We start from the raw sequence: 21576 nt of genomic DNA on the forward strand, positions 1-21576 counted from the left end.
GTTATGAACTATCCAGTCATAGCAAAACAATTATTAGAGCAATTAGGTGGCAGAGAAAATATCCAAGCCCTTGCTCACTGTGCAACACGTTTAAGATTAGCGCTAAAAGATGACGCATTGGTTGATGAACAAGCCATTGATTCACTTGAAGGTGTCAAAGGACAATTCAAAGTCGCTGGCCAATATCAAATTATTTTTGGCTCCGGTATCGTTAACCAAGTTTATGCGGAAATGGCCAAGCTGACCGGCCTTGCTGAAATGTCAACCAATGATGTTGCAAGCGCGGGAGCACAAAAGCAGAACCTAGTGCAGCGCGCCGTTAAAGGGTTGTCTGACATTTTTGTCCCTATTATCCCGGCCATCGTTGCTGGCGGTTTATTGATGGGGTTGTTCAATGTACTGACAGCCACAGGGCTTTTTATCGAAGGGCAGTCACTGATTGATGCCAACCCAGGCTTGGCTGATCTTGCCAGCATGATCAACACCTTCGCTAACGCCCCTTTTGTTTATCTTCCTGTTTTGTTAGCATTTTCTGCTTCTAAAAAATTTGGCGGCAACCCATTCCTTGGCGCTGCATTAGGTATGTTGATGGTTCACCCAGACCTGCTTAATGGTTGGGGGTTTGGCGGCGCGTCTGTCGCAGGCACCATCCCTACTTGGAATATTTTTGGTTTTGAGATCCAGAAAGTCGGCTATCAGGGCTCTGTCTTACCCGTTTTAGTCTCCGCCTTTATTCTTGCAAAAATCGAAAATGGCCTGCGCAAAATTATCCCTTCCGTACTGGATAATTTACTGACGCCTATGCTCTCGATTTTCATTGCAGGCTTTTTAACCTTCACACTGGTAGGCCCGATTACTCGCGATATCGGCTTTCTATTGGGTGATGGGCTGAACTGGCTATACGATTCTGCTGGCTTCATTGGTGGTGCACTGTTTGGCTTTATCTACGCACCGTTTGTGATTACTGGCATGCACCACAGCTTTATTGCTATCGAAACACAGCTATTGGCTGACATCGCCATTACTGGCGGTACGTTTATTTTTCCTATTGCGGCCATGTCAAACGTCGCACAAGGTGCAGCAGCTTTAGCGGTTGGTATGAACACCAAAGATATCAAATTAAAAGGCATTGCGATTCCATCAGGTGTGACCGCCCTTCTGGGCATTACCGAACCCGCTATGTTCGGTGTAAACCTGAAACTTCGCTACCCATTTATTGCTGCGATCATCGGTTCAGCTTGTGCCAGTGCATTCATTACCTTGTTTAATGTCAAAGCACAAGCGTTAGGCGCGGCTGGGCTTCCAGGAGTGATTTCTATTAACCCAGAGAAAATCAGCTACTACATCATTGGCATGCTTATTTCTTTTGTCATTGCCTTTACCTTAACACTTGTTTTGGGTGCCAAAGAGCGCGCAAAGCTTGATAAACAAGCAACAGCGTAACCCCCAAGGCTGTTATGCTCCTAAGCCCGCTCGATGTGAGTGGGCTTATTTCTTCAGCGAATAACACGGATATTGGAAGAAAAAATGAATCGAGTTTGGGTGACAGGCGACGCGGTCGTCGACTTAATTCCTGATGGTGAAGCACACTATCTAAAATGTCCGGGCGGTGCTCCGGCGAATGTGGCTGTTGCCATCGCAAGATTGGGGGGTAATAGCGCCTTTTTTGGCCGTGTGGGTAATGACCCTATGGGGCGCTTTATGCAATCCACATTAACCGAAGAGAAAGTAGACACCCGATATTTGCAGTTGGATGAACAGCAAAGAACATCAACCGTCGTGGTCGATTTAGACTCGCACGGCGAACGCAGTTTTACCTTTATGGTGAAACCTAGCGCGGATCAATTCATCCAATGTTCAGACATTCCCACCTTTTTAGCGGGCGAATGGCTGCATTGTTGCTCCATTGCACTGGCCAGTGAACCGAGTCGCAACACTACCATTGAAGCGATTAAACGCATCAAAGCCAACGGGGGATTTGTCAGTTTTGATCCCAATCTACGAGAAGAGGTCTGGCCTAACTCCGAAGAGATGATCCCAGTGGTGATGAGCGTAGTGGCAATGGCGGATGTGGTTAAGTTTTCCGATGACGAACTGCTCTTGCTCACGCAGCGCCCTAGCCTTGAGCAGGGATTAATCTCAGTGAAAGAATTGAACATTCCGCTGATTGTCATTACTCAAGGTGCAAAAGGAGCGCTGGTGATCACCGCAGAGATGCAAACAATGATTACGGGAAAAGCCGTAAAACCTATCGATACAACAGGTGCCGGAGATGCTTTTGTCGGTGGATTGCTGTGCCAGTTGTCATTACATAAAGAGTGGTTTACTAAGGGTAATATCATAAACGCAGTGCAATGGGCTAATGGCTGCGGAGCATTAGCCACCACTCAAAAAGGGGCAATGACAGCGCTACCAGATAAGCACATGCTTGATCGATGGATTGGCTAAAATGATGGCTTGTACTTACAAGGACGTAAGTCGTGTTGAAGTTCAAGCAAACTGCGAAATAAACGGATGATTTTCAGAGGATATTTGCTACGCTTACTGCATGATTAAACAAATAGCACTCGGACCAGATGCAGACATTTGTAAAATATGAACGATGTAGACGGTGGATAGTTAGCTTACTATTTTGCTTACTGCCCATCGTTGTAGCTAGCCCAATTATCGCTTGGCAGACACGAGCTGATTTGAATCATCACATGCAAAACGTTTTGGTAAAAGGTACGGATTACATTGATCTACTGCTAAGAAATGCTCATGTTGCCAATGAACGTGCAGCACCCTATCTCAATATGGATTGCCTAGATGCTATTCATTATTTACGAGAGCTAGTGGCGACAACTCCCGATATCCGGACCATCAATTTAGCCAAACAAAATACGATTTATTGTAATTCGTTAAACGGTCAAGTAAACGATCACTACCAAATCGACAGCTATGTCAGTGGTGAGCTCTATTTAATGGCTGGTAATCGACTCACACCTCTCCGGCCTGTGTTAGCTTTTCACAGAACTTACGAACAGGGTATGGTGATCACTGGAGTTAGTTCCTATTACCTAACTAACATGCTTATTTTACTAGATGGCTATGGCAAATTTTATTTTCACGTTGGCAAAAATCATCTCGACGAGACCGGCGTTGTAACTTCCGAACCGTTATTTCCCACAATCATTAATACTTCAGAACGCTACCCTTATTCACTATCGACCCTATTAACTATTGATGATTACTGGCTTTATTTTAAAAACACCAAACAAACCAGTGCGATGTTAGCTCTCTTAATGGGAATCGGTTTAGGCGGATTTGTTTTTTGGAAACTCGGCCAAGCTTCGTCAATGCAAGGAGAAGTAAAACGCGCTATTCAATCCAACGAATTCGTTCCGTATGTACAACCGATTGTTGATGGTAGTGGTCAGATCTGCCATATCGAAGTGCTTGCCCGTTGGCAACATCCTGTTCATGGATTAGTGAGGCCCGATCTTTTTATTCCCTTAGCGGAGGAATCTGGGCTAATCATTCCTATTACGACTCAGTTAATGTCCCAAGTAGAGCATGAACTTTCATTACACCAGTCACAATTTCCAGAGCATTTCAGTATTGGATTTAATATTTCAGCCAAGCACTGCGTAGCTTCCAATTTGTTTGATGATTGCAAACACTTTATTGAAACCTTCGACAATCGTAAGCATATTTTAACGTTAGAGCTCACTGAGAGAGAGTTGGTTATTGATAGTGATGAAGCAAAAAAGCTCTTCCAGTCATTGGATAAAATAGGTGTGTTGCTGGCAATTGATGATTTTGGTACGGGTCACTCTAGTTTGAACTATTTGCAAGAGTTCAAGTTTGACATTTTAAAAATCGACAGAAGCTTTATTACCATGATCGGTAGTGATGCGATCTCTAGCCACATTGTTGAAAACTTAGTCGATTTGGCTAAGCGACTTGGGTTAAAAACCATCGCCGAAGGTGTGGAAACCCAAGATCAAATTGATTTTTTGAACGAAAGAGAAATTGACTATTTACAAGGCTATTTCTTTTATAAACCTATGCCGCTCAGTGAGTTTATCACTCTGCTTAAAACCACCTAGATCAATCTCTGGCATTCCAATACGATGATAGCTAGAACTTCAGTGGTTATTTCTTATGACGAGAGGCCAACTGAGCACGGTAGCGAGCTAAATGAAAACGCTTGCGAACAGGTTGTTGAACAGAAAGTTGTTTTAACACTTTATTAAGCTGTTTCGTGTGATGTGCACTATTATGCTCTGCTGATTGCCCATCTTCTTCAATGAAAAATGAGGCGACACTCGCGGTCAATAAACCGAAAAGTGTAATACCCGTCAACATCAGAAATACAGCAACACCACGCCCAAATGGAGTGATTGGATACATATCGCCGTAACCAACAGTAGTAATCGTGGTCATTGCCCACCAAATCGCATCAGAAAAATCATTGATTGGGCTATCCGTGCCTTTTTCGACCAAATAGACAAAAGCCGCGGAAAGAAGCACTGTCGATAAGCTGGTTAGCCCAATAAAGCTGAGCGTTTTTTGTCTCAGTACCGCCTTTGTTTGACGCCATGCTCTTGGCAAGATCAGTAAAATGCGTAAAAAACGGAGCGGACGTAGGAATGGCATGGCCACAATCAACACGTCAGGCCAATTCTTAATCATATAACGGATAGGATTGGGGCTCAGCAACACTTTAATAAGTAATTCTGTTGCAAACAATGCCCAAATAATCCAAAGCAGATGCTCCAGAAAATCAAGCTCTTCGGGTTGTAAAGGTGCAATATCTGGTAGTAAAGCGACGATCACATACACCACCGATAGTAGCAGCATCGGAATTTCAGTTTTATGTTCGATCGCAGACAGTAGCTGTAAACGTGTTTTTAATTTCATGATTCAAATACCTTTTTCCGTTTACCTTAACGCCAAAAGTACCAAGTGAACAGTACAACCATCCCTTTCGTTACCCAATTAGCACTCAATTCAAAACGGAAATCACTATAAACTAGGTGGTTGAGATGTAAAGAATTGTGACCTTAACAGAGCTTAAAATAACCGTCTTGAGCGTTATTCTAAGCTCTTCACACCCAATACCTCACTCACAAAAATCTCAAAAACACCATAGGAGTCAAGTTTCAATTGTGATACGATGCACAACTTTATGGATATCTCTCTATTTTCATATGGACGTGACCCGATACCCAAGCCACTTAGGATGCTATCGATGACCAGTAAGTGAGGCCGAAAAAACATCAATAAAATGGTGGAAATGGCGTCAATGAACGTGATCAATACAGCAATGCTGCAAGTGGGACAGGTATAACTCCGTTGTTTTACTCCGAGGTCACTTATTACCATGTCTTTTTTAAAAGATTTAGCCATTCGCAAAAAAATTGCGCTTGCCTTTACTATTATCGCGTTAGTCAACATCGCCTTCGGTTATTACCTATATCGTTCATTGAACGAAATACAAGATGACCTACTCAATCTAACGGATGACACACTCCCATCAATGATGATGGTCAATAACGTCAAATACAATATGGCTTCTGTGCGACGTGCTCAAATCAGTTTGCTTTCCGCAACCGATCAAGCCGAAATTACGGAGGATATTCGTTGGATGCAGGAACACTATCAAGCAATTGATAGTGCACTGGCCACCTATGAGCGTGCGGTTTGGACCGATCACGAGCGTTCGATTTTTATGCCAGTTAAAAACCTCTGGCGTGACTACTTGACTGCGCTGGGCTCTTTTAATGACGATATCCTCAATCAAAATATCGTAAAAGCTCAAGGGGATATTTCAGCCTCTTTGGTTACATTTGAACGCCTAGAGAGTGCGATTGACGATCTTCTCAATTTAAACCAAACCTTTGTTGCCAAAAATCGCTCTGAACTGATGACGCTTATTCAAGCTATCACCTCATTTTCCACAGGCAGCATCGTTGCGCTGATAGCGTTTATGGTGTTCATTACACTATTACTTTCTCGCTTAATCTGCCAGCCACTACAGTTGGTTGTACAGCAAGCGAACGCCATTGCTGGAGGTAATTTAAGCCATCGATTAGCACGTCAGCATATTGGGCAAGATGAGCTAGGTGAATTGGCCGATGCGTGTTCAAGTATGCAAGAGAATTTACGCTCAATGGTGGAAGAGATCATCGCCGGAGCGACTCAACTATCTCATGCTGTCGATGAAGTTAGCGCCGTCTCTGAACAGACATCACAGGGCATGCAAGAGCAACAGGTCGAGGTGATGCACATTGCTACGGCCATGACGCAAATGAAATCAACGGTTGCAGAAGTGGCACGAAGCACAGAAGTCGCTTCTGACGCCGCTCGTGAAAGTAACCAACAATCCATCCTTGGATCAAAACAGATGGATTCCGTCGCTAATGCTATCTCTCTTGTGACTCAAGAAATTGATCAAGCAGAACAACGCGTATTAGAACTTGAGCAGCAAGCACAGCAAATTAACGTTGTCGTTGACGTGATAAGCAACATCGCCGACCAAACCAATTTGCTTGCACTTAACGCAGCAATTGAAGCGGCGCGTGCTGGTGAACAAGGGCGTGGTTTTGCGGTTGTGGCTGATGAAGTCCGTGCTTTAGCTGGCAAAACTCAGCAATCGACGGGCGACATCGTCAATATTATCCAAAGCCTACAAACATGTGCACTGCGTGCTCGTGAAGCGACGTCACAAAGCAGTGTACTTATGGGACAATGTGTGGAGCAAAGTGGCCAAACTCAAATCGCGATTGACCACATTAGTAATCAAAGCGCGCATATTGCTGATATGACCATTCAAATCGCCAGTGCGTGCGGAGAGCAAGATTCGGTTAGCGAAGAGCTCAGCCGCAATATCGAACGCATTAGTGAATCAGCCAAGCAAGTTGCACAAGGTTCTTCCAGTGCCGCTCAAGCGTGCGTCGAACTTAGCCAGTTAGCGGCGATGTTGCAAAATACCGTGAGTCGTTTTCAGGTATAACCCTCGCATTGTTAGTTAAAAATAACCATGCTCTCATGTTTGAGTGGTCAGTAAGCCTTGCTTCGGCTTACAACACAAAAAGGGTCGCATTTGATGCGACCCTTTCCTCCTTAACAAACGGTTAAAACTGAGCAGTTAGCTTGATATACACTTCATCTTTGCCTAATTTACTGTCTAATCCATGAGCGTAACCAATCCGTACTGGTAACGTGCCGCCATAAAGTACGATGGTATCGATCTGCACTTCAGCACCAATCCCCGTCAGGGCTTGGTAGTTTTGGTTATCGTTCCAGCTTGATCCTGAGTCGACAAATACAGAACCTGAAATATCACCCAAGCCAATTGGCCACAAATTCCAATTTCGTTCAGCGCGATACAATAAGCGACTTAGTTCGACACTTTGTGTCGCGTAGGCTTGCCCTACTTGAGCCGCAGAGCTGTAGCCACGCAACGCTATCTGTTGGCGGCCATAGAGCTGCGCGCTGTCACCTTCGTAACTGCCCAGCTCAAACGCTTTGGCTTTTGAGTCCGCATAACCCGCCGCAAGATGAGTGGTAAGGTTGAAGCTCCCCGGGAGGTCCCAATGTGCTTGCCACTGCGCCTGCCATTTTTGTCCAGAGTAATCACCGCCAACATTGGACTCCCATACCAAATCAGCGTAATGACCCCACGCATAGCCGGGAACATTCAATAAGCCTTCACGGTAATCCCATTGCAATGCAGCACCTGCCAGCCACTCATCACTGGCTTGTGTATAGCGCGTACCTTGAGGCGCTTTGATCAATGACTCTTTCTGCCAATAAGTTCCGATACCAAACGTTAAGTTATCATCGAGGCCATGCCATAAATAATTACGTTGTAACGTCAAGTCATCTTGACGGACAATGCGATCGTCTTTATTGGTCAATGGGTTTAACTTAAACTCATGCTCTCGGCTGAGCGTCGCTTGCCAACGGTTGTCATATTGATACCCCAATTGGTACGTCGCCAACGCATTTTTTGTATCCCAAGCCGCTTGGATCTCATATTGGTGACGCCCTAACACATCTGAACCACTGGTCGAGAAACCAAGTAACGATTGGTTATCATCCCCTTGCCAAACAGGAACCCAATAACGTGGCGTTAAAGTCGACAACGGTGAGTAGTCGGTAGTGTCACTTTTTTCGACCTGAGATATCGGCGTCGAAGCAACGGATGTCACCTTGGCAAAGGAAGACAGTGGAGCCTCATTGAAAGCCGTCACCGCCGGAATGTGGCGCAAATGGTAACCATCATGCTCATAAGCTTGGTAGATAAGCCCTTGCGATTGATTCCATTGCGGAGAAAAAGCACCACCAATTTCATTGGTTAACTGCTCCAACTGCAAACTGGCCAAGTCCATTCGGTAGATCTGATAACGCCCCGTGTAATCGGCGCTGAACAGCAACTCACCCTCTTGGGTAAAACTCAATTGATGCTCGGTTGCTGATGTTTCAGTGACAGCCAACCAGCGCTGCTCTTTGGCGACAAAACGCATGATATTCCAAGCGCTAGACGGCTGCTTCACGGAAGCATAAATGTCGCCTGTCGGAGACAGCGCCATATCACCAATGACCCAACCATATGTGCCTTGCCATAAGCGAGTTTGTTGTCCATCCAGCGTCACCTGCCATAATTCAGGCAACCCTTGTTCATGACGGGTAGCGAAAACACTTTGCCCATCTCGGCTCCAACGTACTTGGGTAAAGCGCTGTTGCTCGGTTAAACGCTGCCACTGCCCATCAACGTAGCGATAAAGATCATTCAACACTCGTCCATCAAGATAACTATTCACTTGTGACGCGACGATACCTTGCTGGGGATGAACATCGAGGCTAGTTAAGCTTTTTGTAGTCAATAAACGCTGCCATTGATTTTGCTTACTATCCCACATCGCTAAATTTGCTCGATCAACCCCATCACGACGCCAAGCCAGTAATTGCTCTGATCCACCATTGGCTAATAGATATTCAAACGGCTGGCTATCGAGAGATTGAGCCTCCGAAGACTGTTCCTTACTTTGCACAATTTGATCTGAAAACTGCGTGATTAGATCGGCACGGAACTCTTGCCAAAGCGCAAAAAAGTCTTTACCAAAAGCACGTTGAGCGCTTCGGTTTAAGAAAACGCCCGGAATTAGGTAGCCACTATAATCGCTTAAAAAATGTTGGAGTGCGTCTTCGCCATACGTTTTGGCTAAATAATCAATAAAATACGCGCCGTAGAGGTAATTACTGCCAAGCGGTAAACGTTTGTTCGCTACCACGATTTGGTTGAGATCAGCTAGTTGTCCGCTCGCCACTTCCATGCGCATTTGCATCGCAAAATGGCTATTGTGCAAACGTCCATAACCTTGTTCATTTTGGCTTTCCATGTAAACCGCTAACCCTTCTAACAGCATCGAGGGTGTCATTGCATGCGGGAAAAGCAGTGTGTGACGGCCAAAAATACGCCGAGCTCCGGTGACCGCACGCTCATTTAATTCCATATGAACAATGTGAGTGTATTCATGGCGGATGAGCATGTGCAACCATTCATCATTGCCTTCCAATCCATTGACATCGCTGGGGGGATTTAAGATCAAGCGAATTTGAGCATAAGGCAGCGGCGTTGCCCAACCGTTGGAATAGTCGTAGTCATCCACCAGCGTTAGGTGCGTTTTTTCAGCTGGCATCTTTGAGAATTGACTGGCAAGGTCTTGATGCACTTTCTCGGCAATATCTAACGAACGCGCCGCGTACTGGGCCAATTCACTGCGAAAGTGCACGATAAAATGTTGCGATTGTTGAGTCTGCCATTGCTGACCAGCTTGATCCCAAGCGACTGACTCAGCCAATACTGTTGGTGTATGCATACCCAAACAAACCATCAAACCCATAATGGGTGAGAGTACAAATTTTGCTGACATCGTTACAACAACCCTTTTCAATAATTAAGTGCGGCGATTGTACGTTGAATGAGAAAAGGATTGGGTATCGAAATGTATGGCTTTGTCAGGATAAGGCCTGACTATCATTTGCTCTCCCATTCAGGGAGATGGCACTTGACATTGCTAAGCAATCTATTTTATATCGCACTCTATTTGACTGATCGGAACGCTCGATTGACCAAAACAGACATAAGCGGTAATTGGTTGATTCACCTTCATTTTCACGTAGCCAGCTTTTACATCATCCTCTCGAAATCGAACCATGTTGGACGTTGCTTCTGAACCATCGACATAAATCGCCGTGAAATCATCATTCATCCAAGCAACCACTTTGTCGTAACTCTGTTTGGTCTTAAACACGACCTCGGCGCAGCGAATAGGCGGATTGTCACGAACGCTGTACCCGCCAGAATGTTCAACCGCTTCAGAGCCATTGCTCACATCGTGTAACTGGCTGGAAATCACATCACACTGACTGTCAGCCGCATGGACATTAAATGCAATAAGCATAGGAATCACGTAATAGCTTGGCTTCATCTTCATCATAAACATTACTGACATCATAGGTATTTGTAAAAAATAATAGCTTTACCCTATTCAAAACCACCCAAAAATAACATCACTTAAAAGTAAACGTGGGTTAAATATCACTGAACACTGGAGTGATGCCGTTCTAAATAGAACATTTGTTATTTTTTTATGTGTATTAATTGGTTCTGGCTATGCGGTGCAAACCTAGAATCTAACAGGCTTATTATTGCATCACACCACATTGTTCAATTTACCTTAACCAATAGGTAAGAAAATCAAGATTGACCAAACATCCTCGTAAATCATATCTTTCACCTACACCTTGACGAGAATCAAAAAGCTTGCACTTTTATCGCAAGTCTCTTTTCGCCCTAGGTATCCACATATCATAAAAAAGACAATCAAAAGGTAGTCAGCATGAAACAACCACTCAAGGCGCTGGTGCTCGCAATCAGTTTGTCGTGCGGTGCCATCGGTGCTTACGCAAACTCGTTAGAACCGCTCGACAAAGAATTCACTTTACAAGTTTTAGGATCGGGAGGGCCAATTTCAGATGATCTGCGCTCTTCTTCAGCGGAAGTAATTTGGTGGAAAGGAAAATCTAAAATCATGATTGATGCTGGCGGCGGCGCGTATCTGCGCTTTGGCCAATCAGGCTCTAAACTGGAAGATTTGGATTTTCTAGGCATTACCCATTTTCACACCGATCACGTTGCAGACTTGCCCGCGCTGCTCAAAGGCGGCTACTTCTTTAAGCGAGAAGACCCGCTAGATATTGCAGGCCCGCAAGCGGGATCAGCCTTCCCTAGCCTATCAGGCTATATGGACGCACTCTTTAATAGCAAAGATGGCGCTTACGCTTATTTGAACGGTTTGTATGATGGCAGCGATGGTTTGTTCCCAGTCACCATCACTGATGTTCCTTACAAAACCACGACACCAACTAAAGTGTATCAACAAGACGGTTTAACCATTTACGCACTCGGTATTCCTCATGGGGACGTGCCATGTTTGGCTTATCGTATTGAAAGTGATCAGGGCGTTATTGTCATTTCTGCCGATCAAAACGGCAGTAACCCAGCATTTCTCGATTTTGCTCAAGGCGCTGACATTTTAGTCATGCCGATGGCTGTTCATGAGTCAGCCGATGAAGTTTCCGCATTTATGCACGCTAAACCTTCAGTGATTGGCGAAATTGCAGCCAAAATCAATCCTAAACTGCTCGTGCTCAACCACTGGATGGGAGTCGGCCTTAAACATAAATCAGAGTCCACCAAGATCATCAAACAGTTTTATCACGGCGAAGTTATTGCCGCCCGTGATCTCTCAAGCTACCCAATGAGTTCCGTGAAGGAGATCACCCATGAATTGTAAAATTGTTTTGTCTATTGCGATGACTTCGGCCATTGCTCTTCATCCTGCAATGAGCGTTGCAGAAACGTCAACGGAAGCACCAGTGAGTGCGCAACCCACCTCGCAAAATGGTGGCAAATGCGCGGCTGGCAAATGTGGTACTGAAAAACGTTTTGAAAAGCAGGATTTAAAAAGCGATCCGCAAGGACGTTTAGTACGCGCCAGAGATGGTAAATGCGGCTTAACCGCAGAGGGAATCACACCTTCCGCTGAAACCATTACTCTAACCAACAGCAAAATCACTGGTGGTGTATGCGGGCAATAGATCGCACTTCAAAAGGCATCGGCTTGCGTAGCGAACACGTCGATTTGCTATGCCAGTTGCCTGACCATCCCGACATCGATTTCCTTGAGCTTGCTCCGGAGAACTGGATGAACATGGGCGGCCTTAAACGCGAGCAGTTACAGCAGATAGCAAAGCACTATCCTCTGATTGCACATGGGCTGAGTTTGTCGATTGGCGATTGTCAGCCACTGAACAAAACGTTTGTGAAAAAGGTAGCGGCATTTTTAGATGAATTTAACATCGACATTTACAGTGAGCATTTGAGCTTTTCGCGTGATGCCCAAGGGTACTTGTATGAACTGCTGCCTATCCCGCGCTATAAAGAGAGCATTGCTTACTTGGTCGATCGCATTCACTGCGTTCAAGATATTGTGCAACGCCCTTTGGTGCTGGAAAACATCTCCTACTACCACAGTTACGGCAAGGAGATCCCCGAAGGCGAATTTATTGCTGAGATAGTTGAGCGCAGCAGCTGCCAGCTGCTGATTGATATCAATAATGTGTATGTGAATAGCCGTAACCACAATTACTGCCCGTTTGACATGTTGGCCACTTTACCGAGCGAAGCGATCTGCTATTACCACATCGCAGGTCACTTAAAAGAGCGCGAAGATTTCTTGCTCGATACCCATGGCAAACCAGTACAACAAGAGGTGATTGACTTGGCTCGTTATGCTTACGCTCAACAAGGTAGCCGTCCTTTGCTGCTTGAACGTGATCATCATGTGCCTCCTCTGGTGGTTTTGACTGAAGAGTTGCGCACTATCCATCACGATATTATGCAACCAGCGCCATCATTAGTTATCGATGTGGAGCGTAGCCATGCTTAAACCACCAATGAACATGAGTATGTCAATGCACGCACTGACCTGCGTGATCCGCTCTCCTGTCGCGCAAGGCGAACCGCCCTGCCGTTATCGAGAGTTCATTCGAGCGAATATCTACTCTGTCATTAAGCACACTTTTCCTCTGTTTTACGCTCAACTTAACGAGGAAACACTCTACATTTTGACGGACGAATGGCTGGTAATACATGGCGCTATGGAGCCTGAGTTCCATCAGATTGCGACTGAATTTGTTCAGTTTATCCAACAGCAAAATAACCATAACGCCAGTGTTAACCTCAGTGCTGAGCAAATCGCACTGCTTGAATATGAATGGATCGTTTTCAATGCTGAAATGGATAGCGCTCATGTGCCGAATCTCAACGTGTGGTGGGATGATGTTGAAGCTCAACCGGAGGCGTTTTGCATACAGCTTAACCCAGCGTTAAAACTGGTCGAAGTGCCTTTTCTTGTCCATCCAGAATCGGTCACTTTTTTGATTCAAGAACAGAAAACGGTCTGTTATGGGGTATTTCGTCATGCATCGCATCAGGTGGTATCACAAAAACTCAGAGAAGTGGATATCGCCCTAATTCAGATGATTCAAAACGCCCCAGCGCAGTCACTAACGCAACTAGAACAACAGATAGCTCAACACCTATCCAACTTCCATTTTTTGGCGTGGGTTCAAACGTTTCAGCAACAAGGACTCATCAGCCTGTATTTATTAGGAGAAACTCTATGATTCACTCAGCCCTCAATTGGTACGATGGCATGATCGAAAAATTTAAAAAATTCGATTTTATAGTACTACTTGCGATTCGACTTTTCCTCGTGCCGGTGATTTTTGTCGGCGCTCATTCCAAAGTGGTTGGTTTCGCTGGAACCGTTGCTTGGTTTGGCGCCTCAACCGCCGATGGTGGTTTAAATCTACCTTTTCCAGAACTGCTGGCATTTTTAGCCGCCGCGACAGAAGTTCTCGGCTGTATATGCATCGCACTTGGTCTTTTTACTCGCATTATGGCTATCCCTATGATTCTCATGATGAGTGTGGCGAGCGCAATGGTGCACTGGAAACATGGCTGGGACGCGATTGCCACCAGCAGTATGGAAGCGACGGTGCGCTTAAACGGTTTTATTGAATGGTTGGCGGTCAATTTTCCGGGCCGCTACAACTACATCACAGAACTTGGCGATCCTGTAATGCTCAATAACGGGATGGAATTTGCGGCTACTTACTTTGTGATGCTGATGGTTCTTTTCATTTACGGTGGTGGCCGCTACGTCAGCCTCGACTACTGGCTAAAAAAACCATTCACTCGCACGCCTCAAACTGCTTAACACCTAATGATGCCTACTAACTTGAAGTTGCCGCCCGCAGCTTCAAGTGGCAGGTGTTATCAATCACACATTCATCTCTGACTATCTTACCTGCCATTTTGGTGGCGGGAGGGAGACTTTATGCTTACAGATGTGGTGGAACTGTCACGGTTCCAGTTCGCCAGTACGGCGCTTTACCATTTTATTTTTGTTCCGCTGACCATTGGCTTATCGTTTTTACTGGCGATCATGGAATCACTGTATGTCATGACCGGAAAAACCGTCTACAAAGACATGACTCGCTTTTGGGGCAAGCTGTTTGGCATCAACTTCGCCGTTGGCGTTGCCACCGGTCTCACTATGGAGTTTCAATTTGGCACCAACTGGGCGTACTACTCTCATTATGTGGGTGACATTTTTGGTGCCCCACTGGCGATCGAAGCTTTGATTGCCTTTTTCCTTGAATCTACCTTAGTTGGGCTATTTTTCTTCGGCTGGGATCGCCTTTCTAAGCGTCAGCATTTAAGCGTGACTTGGTTAACCGCTTTAGGCTCTAACTTTTCTGGATTGTGGATTTTGATGGCCAACGGCTGGATGCAAAACCCCGTCGGTGCCGAGTTTAACTACCAAACCATGCGTATGGAAATGATCAACTTTGCTGAGGTCATTTTTAACCCAGTAACCCAAGTGAAGTTTGTGCATACCGTTGCGGCGGGTTACACCACAGGCGCGCTGTTTATCATGGGTATCAGCGCTTACTACCTATTGAAAAAGCGCGACCTTCCCTTTGCGCGTCGCTCATTTGCTGTGGCTTGCGCTTTTGGCATGGCATCCATTACCGCCACTTTATTGCTAGGTGATGAGTCAGGTTACACCTTAGGTGAAGTACAACAGGTGAAACTGGCCGCCATTGAAGCCGAGTGGGATACCGAACAAGCCCCTGCCTCTTTTACTCTGTTTGGGCTACCTAACCAAGAAACCATGCACACAGACGCGGCGATTAAAGTCCCTTATTTGATGGGTATTATCGCCACGCGTTCATTGGATGAGCCCGTCATCGGCTTAAAAGATTTGATGGCGCGCAGTGAAGAGCGCATTCGCAATGGCATGCTCGCTTACGGGTTATTGGAAGCCTTACGCAATGGTGACGATTCACCGCAAAACATCGCTCAGTTTGAAACGCTAAAAGAGGATTTGGGGTACGGTTTATTACTCAAAAAATACACCGACAAAGTAACTGATGCGACTGAAAGCCAAATCAAACAAGCCGCGCAAGATACCATTCCGCAAGTTGCACCTCTGTTTTGGAGCTTCCGCATCATGGTGGCCTGCGGTATGGCGATGTTCGCTGTCATTGGGCTCTGTTTCATCCAAATTTGTCGGCGAAAAATCGGTACTCAGCCTTGGTTACTTAAGGCGGCATTATTCGCTATTCCACTTCCCTGGATTGCCAGCGAAGCGGGTTGGTTTGTCGCTGAGTTTGGCCGCCAACCTTGGGCTATCGGTGAAGTGCTTCCGGTTAATATGGCCGTATCTAACCTATCAACCAGCGATTTATGGATTTCACTGGGCCTAGTTTACTTACTCTATAGCGCATTTTTGGTGGTGGAAATGTACCTGATGGTAAAGTTTGCTCGGCGCGGACCAAGCGCCCTACATACCGGACGTTACCATTTTGAAACGCAAGATGGGCACGGATCTCTATCTCACGTACACCATTAAGGGAGAACACAATGTTTGATTACGAAACCTTACGTCTGCTGACTTGGGCGATTGTCGGTATGCTATTGATTGGTTTTATCATCACCGATGGCTTTGATATGGGCGTTGCAGCGCTACTGCCCATTTTGGGACGCAGTGATGTTGAACGAAGAGTGATGATCAACAGTATCGCGCCTCATTGGGATGGCAACCAAGTGTGGTTGATTACTGCTGGCGGTGCGATTTTCGCCATCTGGCCACTGGTTTACGCCACCGCATTTTCTAGTTTCTATTTAGCGATGATGTTGCTACTTGCTGCGTTATGGCTGCGCCCAATTGGTATGGATTATCGCTCAAAAATCGATAACCCCTCATGGCGCAAGGCGTGCGATAACTCACTGTTCATCAGTGGCGTTGTGCCGCCCCTCATCTTTGGCATTGGTTTTGGTAATTTATTGGTAGGAGTCCCTTTTCAGCTCAATAACTTATTGATGCTCGATTACCAAGGCCATTTTTGGGATCTATTCACACCATTTCCACTACTGTGTGGCCTGCTCAGCCTTGCCATCGTCGTCACTCAAGGCGCAACGTTTTTACAGCTCAAAACTTGTGATGTGTTATGCGAGCGAGCCCATAGCGCGTCGGTCGTCAGTGCCAGCATTGCCGTGGCTTTATTTCTCATCGGCGGATTCTTGGCAGCCAACATGGCGGGTTATATTATCGTGAGCCCAATTGTCACGGATGCCGCTTCAAACCCCTTGCATAAAGAGGTGGTTAGCATCGCTCGTCATTTACTGCATAACTATCAAGCACACGCCATGCTGTGGTTGATCCCTTGCGTGGGCATCGCGAGCTTATTGGCGTGCATATGGGCAAGCCTGAAACGAGCATCTGGCGGGGCATTCTTATTCTCTAGCCTTGCTATTGCATGCATTATTTTTACGGCAGGCGTGGCGCTATTTCCGATGATCATGCCGTCAAGCTTAATGCCATCACACAGTTTGACGATTTGGGATGCCACATCCAGCCAGAAAACACTCAATATCATCACGCTTGTCGCCATCTTAGTGGTGCCAGTCATCCTCAGTTACACGGCTTGGGGTTACTACAAAATGTTCGGTCGATTGAGTGATGATTACATTCGCAACCACAGCACATCGCTGTACTAAAGGAGATAACTGATGTGGTATTTCTGTTGGGTTCTTGGCGTATTACTCGCCTGCGCATTTGGTATAATCAATGGATTGTGGCTTGAGCAAGCTGAGCATTTCGATGAATCGTAACTCACTCATATGCAAGCAGATAACCTGTTAAGAAGCGTTAAGATCATCAAGCTTTGAGATAAAAAAATGGCGCTGTTTTTAGCGCCATTTTTTATCACATCGTAAGAAACGTATTTACTGAAATTTTGGGCCAGCTGCGGCAACAAAAGCCATTTCAACCAGATAGTCAGGGCTTGCCAATTGCGCTTGAACGCAGGCTCGGCTTGGTGCGCATCCTTCTGGAAACCAGCTATCCCACACTTCATTCAAAGCGGCGAAATGAGCAAAATCTGTGACATAAATTGTCACCGATAACACGCGGCTTCTGTCGCTGTCGATCGCCGTCAACTGCTGCTCAGCTTGGGCTAAGATCTGCTCAACCTGCCCTTTCATATCGGCTTTTGTATCGCTATCAGCCACTTCCACAAAGTGGGCAATGCCGTTGAATACGGTAATGTCAGACCAACGTTTACTTGGATTAATACGATGAATAGTCATTAATTTCTCTCTTTATGGTAAAGATAACTCGCAACAGTGCTGTTCGATCACACAGACTGGCGCGCCAACTTTGCAGCTAAAGCCGCTGGCAACCAACCTGCCTGTGGTTTCATCTCGGCGATAACTGGCAATTGTGTGTGAATGTTGGCTAGCAACCAACAACCAATATCCATCCGCAGACAAAGTGAAGTCACGCGGGAATTGGCCACCGACGTCAAATGCGGCAATCCATTGCGGTTGTGGCTGGCATAGTTCAAAAAGAACGATTTTATTTTGCTCTCGGCAGGAAGCATAGAGAAAACGTTCATCGGGCGACAACTTAATCGCCGCAGCCGCTCCACTTTTCGCCTCATTCGGCAAGAGATCGCACTCAGCCTCTATTTGCCATTGTGTCCCGGAAAATACTAAGGTGACCAAAGTCTCCGACAATTCACAGACCACAAAAGCTCGGGTTTCTGCGTGATTAAACACCACATGGCGCGGCCCACTCCCCGTAGGCATCTCTACAGTTTGCGCCAATGAAAATGCCTGATTATCACTGTTGATGGCGAAAAAATGAATTGCATCACTCCCTAAATCGACCACAACCAGTTGCGACGACTGTTTAAGGAAAACCACCTGATGAGCGTGAGGTGAGGTTTGGCGCTCTGCATTTGGCCCCTGACCATCAATCCATAGATCAGCGATGCATAACTCAGGTTTGCCAGTGTCGTCCAAACGAACAATGTTCACATTACCCGACCCATAATGCGCCACAGCGCAATAGCGCTGCTTGGCATCAATAGCAAGATGACATGCATAGCTACCCGACAGTGGCACTTGAGAAACCAAACCCTTATTAAGGTGTATCAATTGTGGGTTGTCGCTCGCTTCTACCTCGTTAAAAGTGTAAAAGCCCTTGGTGGTTTCAAGAAGGTAGGAAGGGTTACGCGTCGCCATCACTTCTTGCAAAACACTAAGTTCACCCGTAATGGTATTAAGCTCAATCAGCTCAACGCCGTTACTATTGCTTGGTGCATCCGTATAAGTACCAATGTAAAAACGCGCGGCAGTGTGTGTGCTCATTTTCCACCTATCATCAAAAATAAAACACTATACCCAAATTTCACCTTAATCTGGGATAATTTAATTAAGCTGCCTGTGTGGCAGTGATGAAAACCGCCATACAGTCCAAACTTAAATCCAATCGGGCGATTGCGGAACATAATCAATGAACAACATGCTCGGAATAATGTTTATTTTTCCTAGAGGATAAAATCCATCTTCGCTGTTAAATAATTTTCCGCGATAACGTTGCGTGGGTTTTTCGTCTAATACTGATTTGGTATGTTATAGATACAACAAAGCCCGCACGTGGCGGGCTTTGTTTGAATTTGGTGGGTCTTATTGGATTCGAACCAACGACCTTCTGGATGTCGACCAGACGCTCTAACCAACTGAGCTAAAGACCCAAATTTTTGTTCTTGATCATGATACATGCAACTGAAATGGTGCGTCCGAGTGAACTCGAATCACCGACCCCCACCATGTCAAGGTGGTGCTCTAACCAACTGAGCTACGGACGCATATCTTCAGAACGGAGTGGATATTAACGGCTGTTTTTGCTGTGTGCAAGTCTATTTTCTTTGTTTTTGAGCCAGTTGGCTTATCTATCACCAGCTTGTCTGTTTTTTATTCACAACTCTGGGTTTAAGCACAATAACCGGATCAACAATAGGTGTAAGCTGTCCAATTTATTTCATTGTATAAGTTATGTGAGATTATCCATTGATTCGGACCAATTATCTCGTACTATAAGCTTTATCAATATCTTCGATATGCAATACGGTGACGTAACATGGATGCGCGATTATTCAACCATTCTCATCATTTGAGAGCCTCTGTACTTTGTGGGTTAAGCTTACTGCTAACCGCTATTGCATTTTTCTTCGTCCTATTTAACGTTTTTTACACTTACAGCTACGGGCTAGCAGCATTAGAATTTATCTTCATGTGCTACTCCTATTACGTTTACTTGATTGCAAAACAACAAGCACATTCAGTCACTCACATTCGTGTCTACGTTTATTTTCTGATCTTTATCATCAGTGTAGGAACTTTTATTCAGCCTTTAAGCAATGGCCTATTTTTATGGACAACGTTTTTCCCAGTACTTTTTTACCTATTGCTAGGGGTTAAGCATGGCCGTCTCGCTACAGGCATCGCACTCATTCCGCAACTGTTCAATATCCATTCTCAAGCCTCATGGAATGCGGCTTATGACCCAACCCCGTTGATGATCAACTTACTTCTTTGCTATTGCGGGATTTGGACGGTGGCTCATCTTTTTGAATCTAGCCGTAAGAAAACCGAAAACTCGCTACGCTACCTCGCATCTCGTGATGCGTTGACGGGCTCTCACAATCGTTTGGCACTCACTCACGCCTTCGCTCACTTTGTGCAAAATAAAGTGGATACGACGCTGTGCCTTTTAGTGATTGACCTTGATTATTTTAAGCAAGTGAATGACACCCATGGGCATGATGCCGGTGACAAGGTGCTGATCGATACGACGCAGGTAATGTCTCAAATTGTGGGCGACGATAACCTCTACCGTATCGGCGGGGAGGAGTTTTGTGTGACTTTGTTTAATAACAGCATCGCGCAAGCCGAACATGTGGGAGAAAAACTGCGTGAGGCGATTAATCAACATTTGTACGCTTATGGATCGAAGCGAATCCAACTGACCTTAAGTGTCGGTATTTGTGAATACCGTGAAGGTGACAAGTTGGATGTACTACTGAAATTAGCCGATGTTGAGCTTTATAAAGCGAAGAAAAATGGACGTAACCAAGTTTGTATTTGCCAAATCAATGACACAGTGGATGATTCGACACTTTGGATTTCTCAGAGCTCTTGATCCTCGCCTACTTCATACACCACATTATAATTTTCAGTATAGGTACACTGTGGTTGACGGCTACACGTAAAGAATCGTCGGCCTTTGAATTCGCCTTGGCTGGCAATTTTTATCACCATTGGGCTGCCACATTTTTTGCAAAAACGCACTTCTTTATCGGTTTCGATCAAATCAATATGCGCGGCCAGTAACCTTCTTAGTTTACTCACTTGATAGCTGTGTTTGATGTTCGCACCAATCAATGGAATGTTGGCAGACTTACACACATGCATCAGCAATTTTTCACGCTCTACCTTGCCTTTATGCAGTTCTTTTCCGTTATCCAACTCGATGATAACTCGCGGCTCTAGGGTTCTTGCATCACACACCACAAAATCAAAATAGTTTTTGGCGATTCGGTTATTGGCGATAAACCACTGCTTTTTATTCAAGTTTGCCGCTGGGGTAACCACGTTGGCCATTGAAACTTTAGCCAACACCACACCGTGTTCCCCTACTGCAGATTTCAGTGCGTTATGAAAGGCGCCTTCCGACATATTGAGTAACGCCCCTTTCTTCTTATAAGCGTAATCTTTGGTATCGTCGTGTTTGATCACGTACTTTTGGATAAAGACAAAAAACAGCACCAGCAGTGCAACAATGATAAAAATGTTGGTCATACGATAAAAACCATTTTGAAGTAATTAGCTAACTCGCTAATTAATAAACGAAGTACCGCCCAAAGGCCAGTTTATTACTATGGATTTGTTGAAGAGGGTGACCTAATCCACATGGCAGCAGGCTCTCTTGTAAGCTGAATCTAGAATGTGTACCAGAGTGTCATTCAGGTTGATAAGCTACGCCAATGAGTGAAATGTCGCAACTTGTGTTTTCTGTCAATGGACAATGATCAAAC

19 protein-coding genes and 2 tRNA genes are annotated in these 21576 nt (G+C 45.4%); 13 read left to right on the plus strand and 8 right to left on the minus strand.

Going from position 1 to position 21576, the window contains the following annotated elements; all coding sequences use genetic code 11:
- Positions 1–3 precede the first annotated feature (3 nt).
- From AACT21_RS14865 to AACT21_RS14875, 3 genes are all read left to right on the plus strand, one after another.
- A complete protein-coding gene (locus AACT21_RS14865) occupies positions 4–1443 on the plus strand; it encodes a sucrose-specific PTS transporter subunit IIBC (RefSeq protein WP_094164526.1) in 1440 nt (479 codons plus the stop codon).
- Positions 1444–1527: 84 nt separating this feature from the next.
- A complete protein-coding gene (locus AACT21_RS14870; RefSeq protein WP_094164510.1) occupies positions 1528–2448 on the plus strand; it encodes an aminoimidazole riboside kinase in 921 nt (306 codons plus the stop codon).
- Between the two features lie 254 nt (positions 2449–2702).
- On the plus strand, positions 2703–4091 hold the full coding sequence (locus AACT21_RS14875) for an EAL domain-containing protein (RefSeq protein ID WP_254917229.1): 1389 nt from the start codon (positions 2703–2705) through the stop codon (positions 4089–4091).
- Positions 4092–4137: 46 nt separating this feature from the next.
- Here AACT21_RS14875 and AACT21_RS14880 read toward each other — a convergent pair whose 3' ends face one another.
- On the minus strand, positions 4138–4905 hold the full coding sequence (locus AACT21_RS14880; protein ID WP_013856721.1) for a potassium channel family protein: 768 nt from the start codon (positions 4903–4905) through the stop codon (positions 4138–4140).
- 463 nt (positions 4906–5368) lie between these two features.
- On the opposite strand from AACT21_RS14880, the gene AACT21_RS14885 reads away from it, so the two are divergent.
- Entirely contained in the window at positions 5369–7000 is a 1632-nt protein-coding gene (locus AACT21_RS14885) for a methyl-accepting chemotaxis protein (protein ID WP_013856720.1), read from the plus strand.
- 121 nt (positions 7001–7121) lie between these two features.
- Here AACT21_RS14885 and AACT21_RS14890 read toward each other — a convergent pair whose 3' ends face one another.
- Both AACT21_RS14890 and AACT21_RS14895 read right to left on the minus strand, forming a co-directional pair.
- The gene (locus AACT21_RS14890; RefSeq protein ID WP_094164512.1) at positions 7122–9926 is read right to left on the minus strand and encodes a TolB; all 2805 of its coding nucleotides are present in this window, start codon (positions 9924–9926) and stop codon (positions 7122–7124) included.
- A gap of 153 nt (positions 9927–10079) precedes the next feature.
- Positions 10080–10499: a hypothetical protein gene (locus AACT21_RS14895; RefSeq protein WP_017048641.1), complete on the minus strand. Its 420-nt coding sequence runs from the start codon at positions 10497–10499 to the stop codon at positions 10080–10082.
- A 396-nt stretch (positions 10500–10895) separates the two neighbouring features.
- Here AACT21_RS14895 and AACT21_RS14900 point away from each other — a divergent pair, with 396 nt between their 5' ends.
- From AACT21_RS14900 to cydX, 8 genes are all read left to right on the plus strand, one after another.
- Positions 10896–11852, plus strand: coding sequence for an MBL fold metallo-hydrolase (locus AACT21_RS14900; RefSeq protein ID WP_029189808.1), 957 nt, complete (start codon positions 10896–10898; stop codon positions 11850–11852).
- Complete coding sequence (locus tag AACT21_RS14905; protein ID WP_017050579.1) at positions 11842–12156, plus strand: hypothetical protein; 315 nt, start codon at positions 11842–11844, stop codon at positions 12154–12156. The genes AACT21_RS14900 and AACT21_RS14905 overlap by 11 nt, the downstream gene beginning before the upstream one ends.
- A complete protein-coding gene (locus AACT21_RS14910) occupies positions 12144–13007 on the plus strand; it encodes a DUF692 domain-containing protein (protein WP_094164513.1) in 864 nt (287 codons plus the stop codon). The genes AACT21_RS14905 and AACT21_RS14910 overlap by 13 nt, the downstream gene beginning before the upstream one ends.
- Positions 13000–13746, plus strand: coding sequence for an HvfC family peptide modification chaperone (locus AACT21_RS14915; protein ID WP_094164514.1), 747 nt, complete (start codon positions 13000–13002; stop codon positions 13744–13746). Before AACT21_RS14910 ends, AACT21_RS14915 begins: the two co-directional genes overlap by 8 nt.
- Positions 13743–14342, plus strand: a complete 600-nt coding sequence (locus tag AACT21_RS14920) for an HvfX family Cu-binding RiPP maturation protein (protein WP_094164515.1) — start codon at positions 13743–13745, stop codon at positions 14340–14342. Before AACT21_RS14915 ends, AACT21_RS14920 begins: the two co-directional genes overlap by 4 nt.
- Before the next feature lie 120 nt (positions 14343–14462).
- On the plus strand, positions 14463–16043 hold the full coding sequence (locus AACT21_RS14925; RefSeq protein ID WP_094164516.1) for a cytochrome ubiquinol oxidase subunit I: 1581 nt from the start codon (positions 14463–14465) through the stop codon (positions 16041–16043).
- An 11-nt stretch (positions 16044–16054) separates the two neighbouring features.
- Positions 16055–17191, plus strand: coding sequence for a cytochrome d ubiquinol oxidase subunit II (cydB, locus tag AACT21_RS14930; RefSeq protein WP_094164517.1), 1137 nt, complete (start codon positions 16055–16057; stop codon positions 17189–17191).
- A 12-nt stretch (positions 17192–17203) separates the two neighbouring features.
- A complete protein-coding gene (gene cydX, locus AACT21_RS14935) occupies positions 17204–17305 on the plus strand; it encodes a cytochrome bd-I oxidase subunit CydX (RefSeq protein WP_013856710.1) in 102 nt (33 codons plus the stop codon).
- A 114-nt stretch (positions 17306–17419) separates the two neighbouring features.
- On the opposite strand, the gene AACT21_RS14940 is transcribed toward cydX, so the two are convergent.
- From AACT21_RS14940 to AACT21_RS14955, 4 genes are all read right to left on the minus strand, one after another.
- On the minus strand, positions 17420–17782 hold the full coding sequence (locus AACT21_RS14940) for a RidA family protein (protein WP_013856709.1): 363 nt from the start codon (positions 17780–17782) through the stop codon (positions 17420–17422).
- A gap of 12 nt (positions 17783–17794) precedes the next feature.
- Complete coding sequence (locus AACT21_RS14945) at positions 17795–18847, minus strand: lactonase family protein (RefSeq protein WP_094164518.1); 1053 nt, start codon at positions 18845–18847, stop codon at positions 17795–17797.
- A gap of 309 nt (positions 18848–19156) precedes the next feature.
- Positions 19157–19233: transfer RNA gene (locus tag AACT21_RS14950), tRNA-Val, on the minus strand.
- 37 nt (positions 19234–19270) lie between these two features.
- Positions 19271–19347, minus strand: a tRNA-Val gene (locus AACT21_RS14955).
- A gap of 272 nt (positions 19348–19619) precedes the next feature.
- Between AACT21_RS14955 and AACT21_RS14960 the strand changes: the two genes are divergently transcribed.
- Positions 19620–20681 (plus strand): GGDEF domain-containing protein, encoded by a 1062-nt coding sequence (locus AACT21_RS14960; protein WP_094164519.1) that lies wholly within the window; start codon positions 19620–19622, stop codon positions 20679–20681.
- Here AACT21_RS14960 and AACT21_RS14965 read toward each other — a convergent pair.
- Positions 20669–21340 carry a DUF2726 domain-containing protein gene (locus tag AACT21_RS14965; protein ID WP_013856668.1) on the minus strand — a complete coding sequence of 224 codons (672 nt, stop codon included), beginning with the start codon at positions 21338–21340 and terminating at the stop codon, positions 20669–20671. The two genes, AACT21_RS14960 and AACT21_RS14965, sit on opposite strands and share 13 nt — an antisense overlap.
- Positions 21341–21576 lie beyond the last annotated feature (236 nt).

The organism is Vibrio sp. V08_P9A1T1 (assembly GCF_963874405.1).
Classification (GTDB): Bacteria; Pseudomonadota; Gammaproteobacteria; order Enterobacterales; family Vibrionaceae; genus Vibrio; species Vibrio anguillarum.

Excerpts from the sequence above, each read along its gene's own strand:
- AACT21_RS14865 (WP_094164526.1), top strand. The coding sequence starts at position 4 with ATGAACTATCCAGTCATAGCAAAACAATTATTAGAGCAATTAGGTGGC.
- AACT21_RS14870 (WP_094164510.1), top strand. The coding sequence starts at position 1,528 with ATGAATCGAGTTTGGGTGACAGGCGACGCGGTCGTCGACTTAATTCCT.
- AACT21_RS14875 (WP_254917229.1), top strand. The coding sequence starts at position 2,703 with ATGCAAAACGTTTTGGTAAAAGGTACGGATTACATTGATCTACTGCTA.
- AACT21_RS14880 (WP_013856721.1), bottom strand. The coding sequence starts at position 4,905 with ATGAAATTAAAAACACGTTTACAGCTACTGTCTGCGATCGAACATAAA.
- AACT21_RS14885 (WP_013856720.1), top strand. The coding sequence starts at position 5,369 with ATGTCTTTTTTAAAAGATTTAGCCATTCGCAAAAAAATTGCGCTTGCC.
- AACT21_RS14890 (WP_094164512.1), bottom strand. The coding sequence starts at position 9,926 with ATGTCAGCAAAATTTGTACTCTCACCCATTATGGGTTTGATGGTTTGT.
- AACT21_RS14895 (WP_017048641.1), bottom strand. The coding sequence starts at position 10,499 with ATGTTTATGATGAAGATGAAGCCAAGCTATTACGTGATTCCTATGCTT.
- AACT21_RS14900 (WP_029189808.1), top strand. The coding sequence starts at position 10,896 with ATGAAACAACCACTCAAGGCGCTGGTGCTCGCAATCAGTTTGTCGTGC.
- AACT21_RS14905 (WP_017050579.1), top strand. The coding sequence starts at position 11,842 with ATGAATTGTAAAATTGTTTTGTCTATTGCGATGACTTCGGCCATTGCT.
- AACT21_RS14910 (WP_094164513.1), top strand. The coding sequence starts at position 12,144 with ATGCGGGCAATAGATCGCACTTCAAAAGGCATCGGCTTGCGTAGCGAA.
- AACT21_RS14915 (WP_094164514.1), top strand. The coding sequence starts at position 13,000 with ATGCTTAAACCACCAATGAACATGAGTATGTCAATGCACGCACTGACC.
- AACT21_RS14920 (WP_094164515.1), top strand. The coding sequence starts at position 13,743 with ATGATTCACTCAGCCCTCAATTGGTACGATGGCATGATCGAAAAATTT.
- AACT21_RS14925 (WP_094164516.1), top strand. The coding sequence starts at position 14,463 with ATGCTTACAGATGTGGTGGAACTGTCACGGTTCCAGTTCGCCAGTACG.
- cydB (WP_094164517.1), top strand. The coding sequence starts at position 16,055 with ATGTTTGATTACGAAACCTTACGTCTGCTGACTTGGGCGATTGTCGGT.
- cydX (WP_013856710.1), top strand. The coding sequence starts at position 17,204 with ATGTGGTATTTCTGTTGGGTTCTTGGCGTATTACTCGCCTGCGCATTT.
- AACT21_RS14940 (WP_013856709.1), bottom strand. The coding sequence starts at position 17,782 with ATGACTATTCATCGTATTAATCCAAGTAAACGTTGGTCTGACATTACC.
- AACT21_RS14945 (WP_094164518.1), bottom strand. The coding sequence starts at position 18,847 with ATGAGCACACACACTGCCGCGCGTTTTTACATTGGTACTTATACGGAT.
- AACT21_RS14960 (WP_094164519.1), top strand. The coding sequence starts at position 19,620 with ATGGATGCGCGATTATTCAACCATTCTCATCATTTGAGAGCCTCTGTA.
- AACT21_RS14965 (WP_013856668.1), bottom strand. The coding sequence starts at position 21,340 with ATGACCAACATTTTTATCATTGTTGCACTGCTGGTGCTGTTTTTTGTC.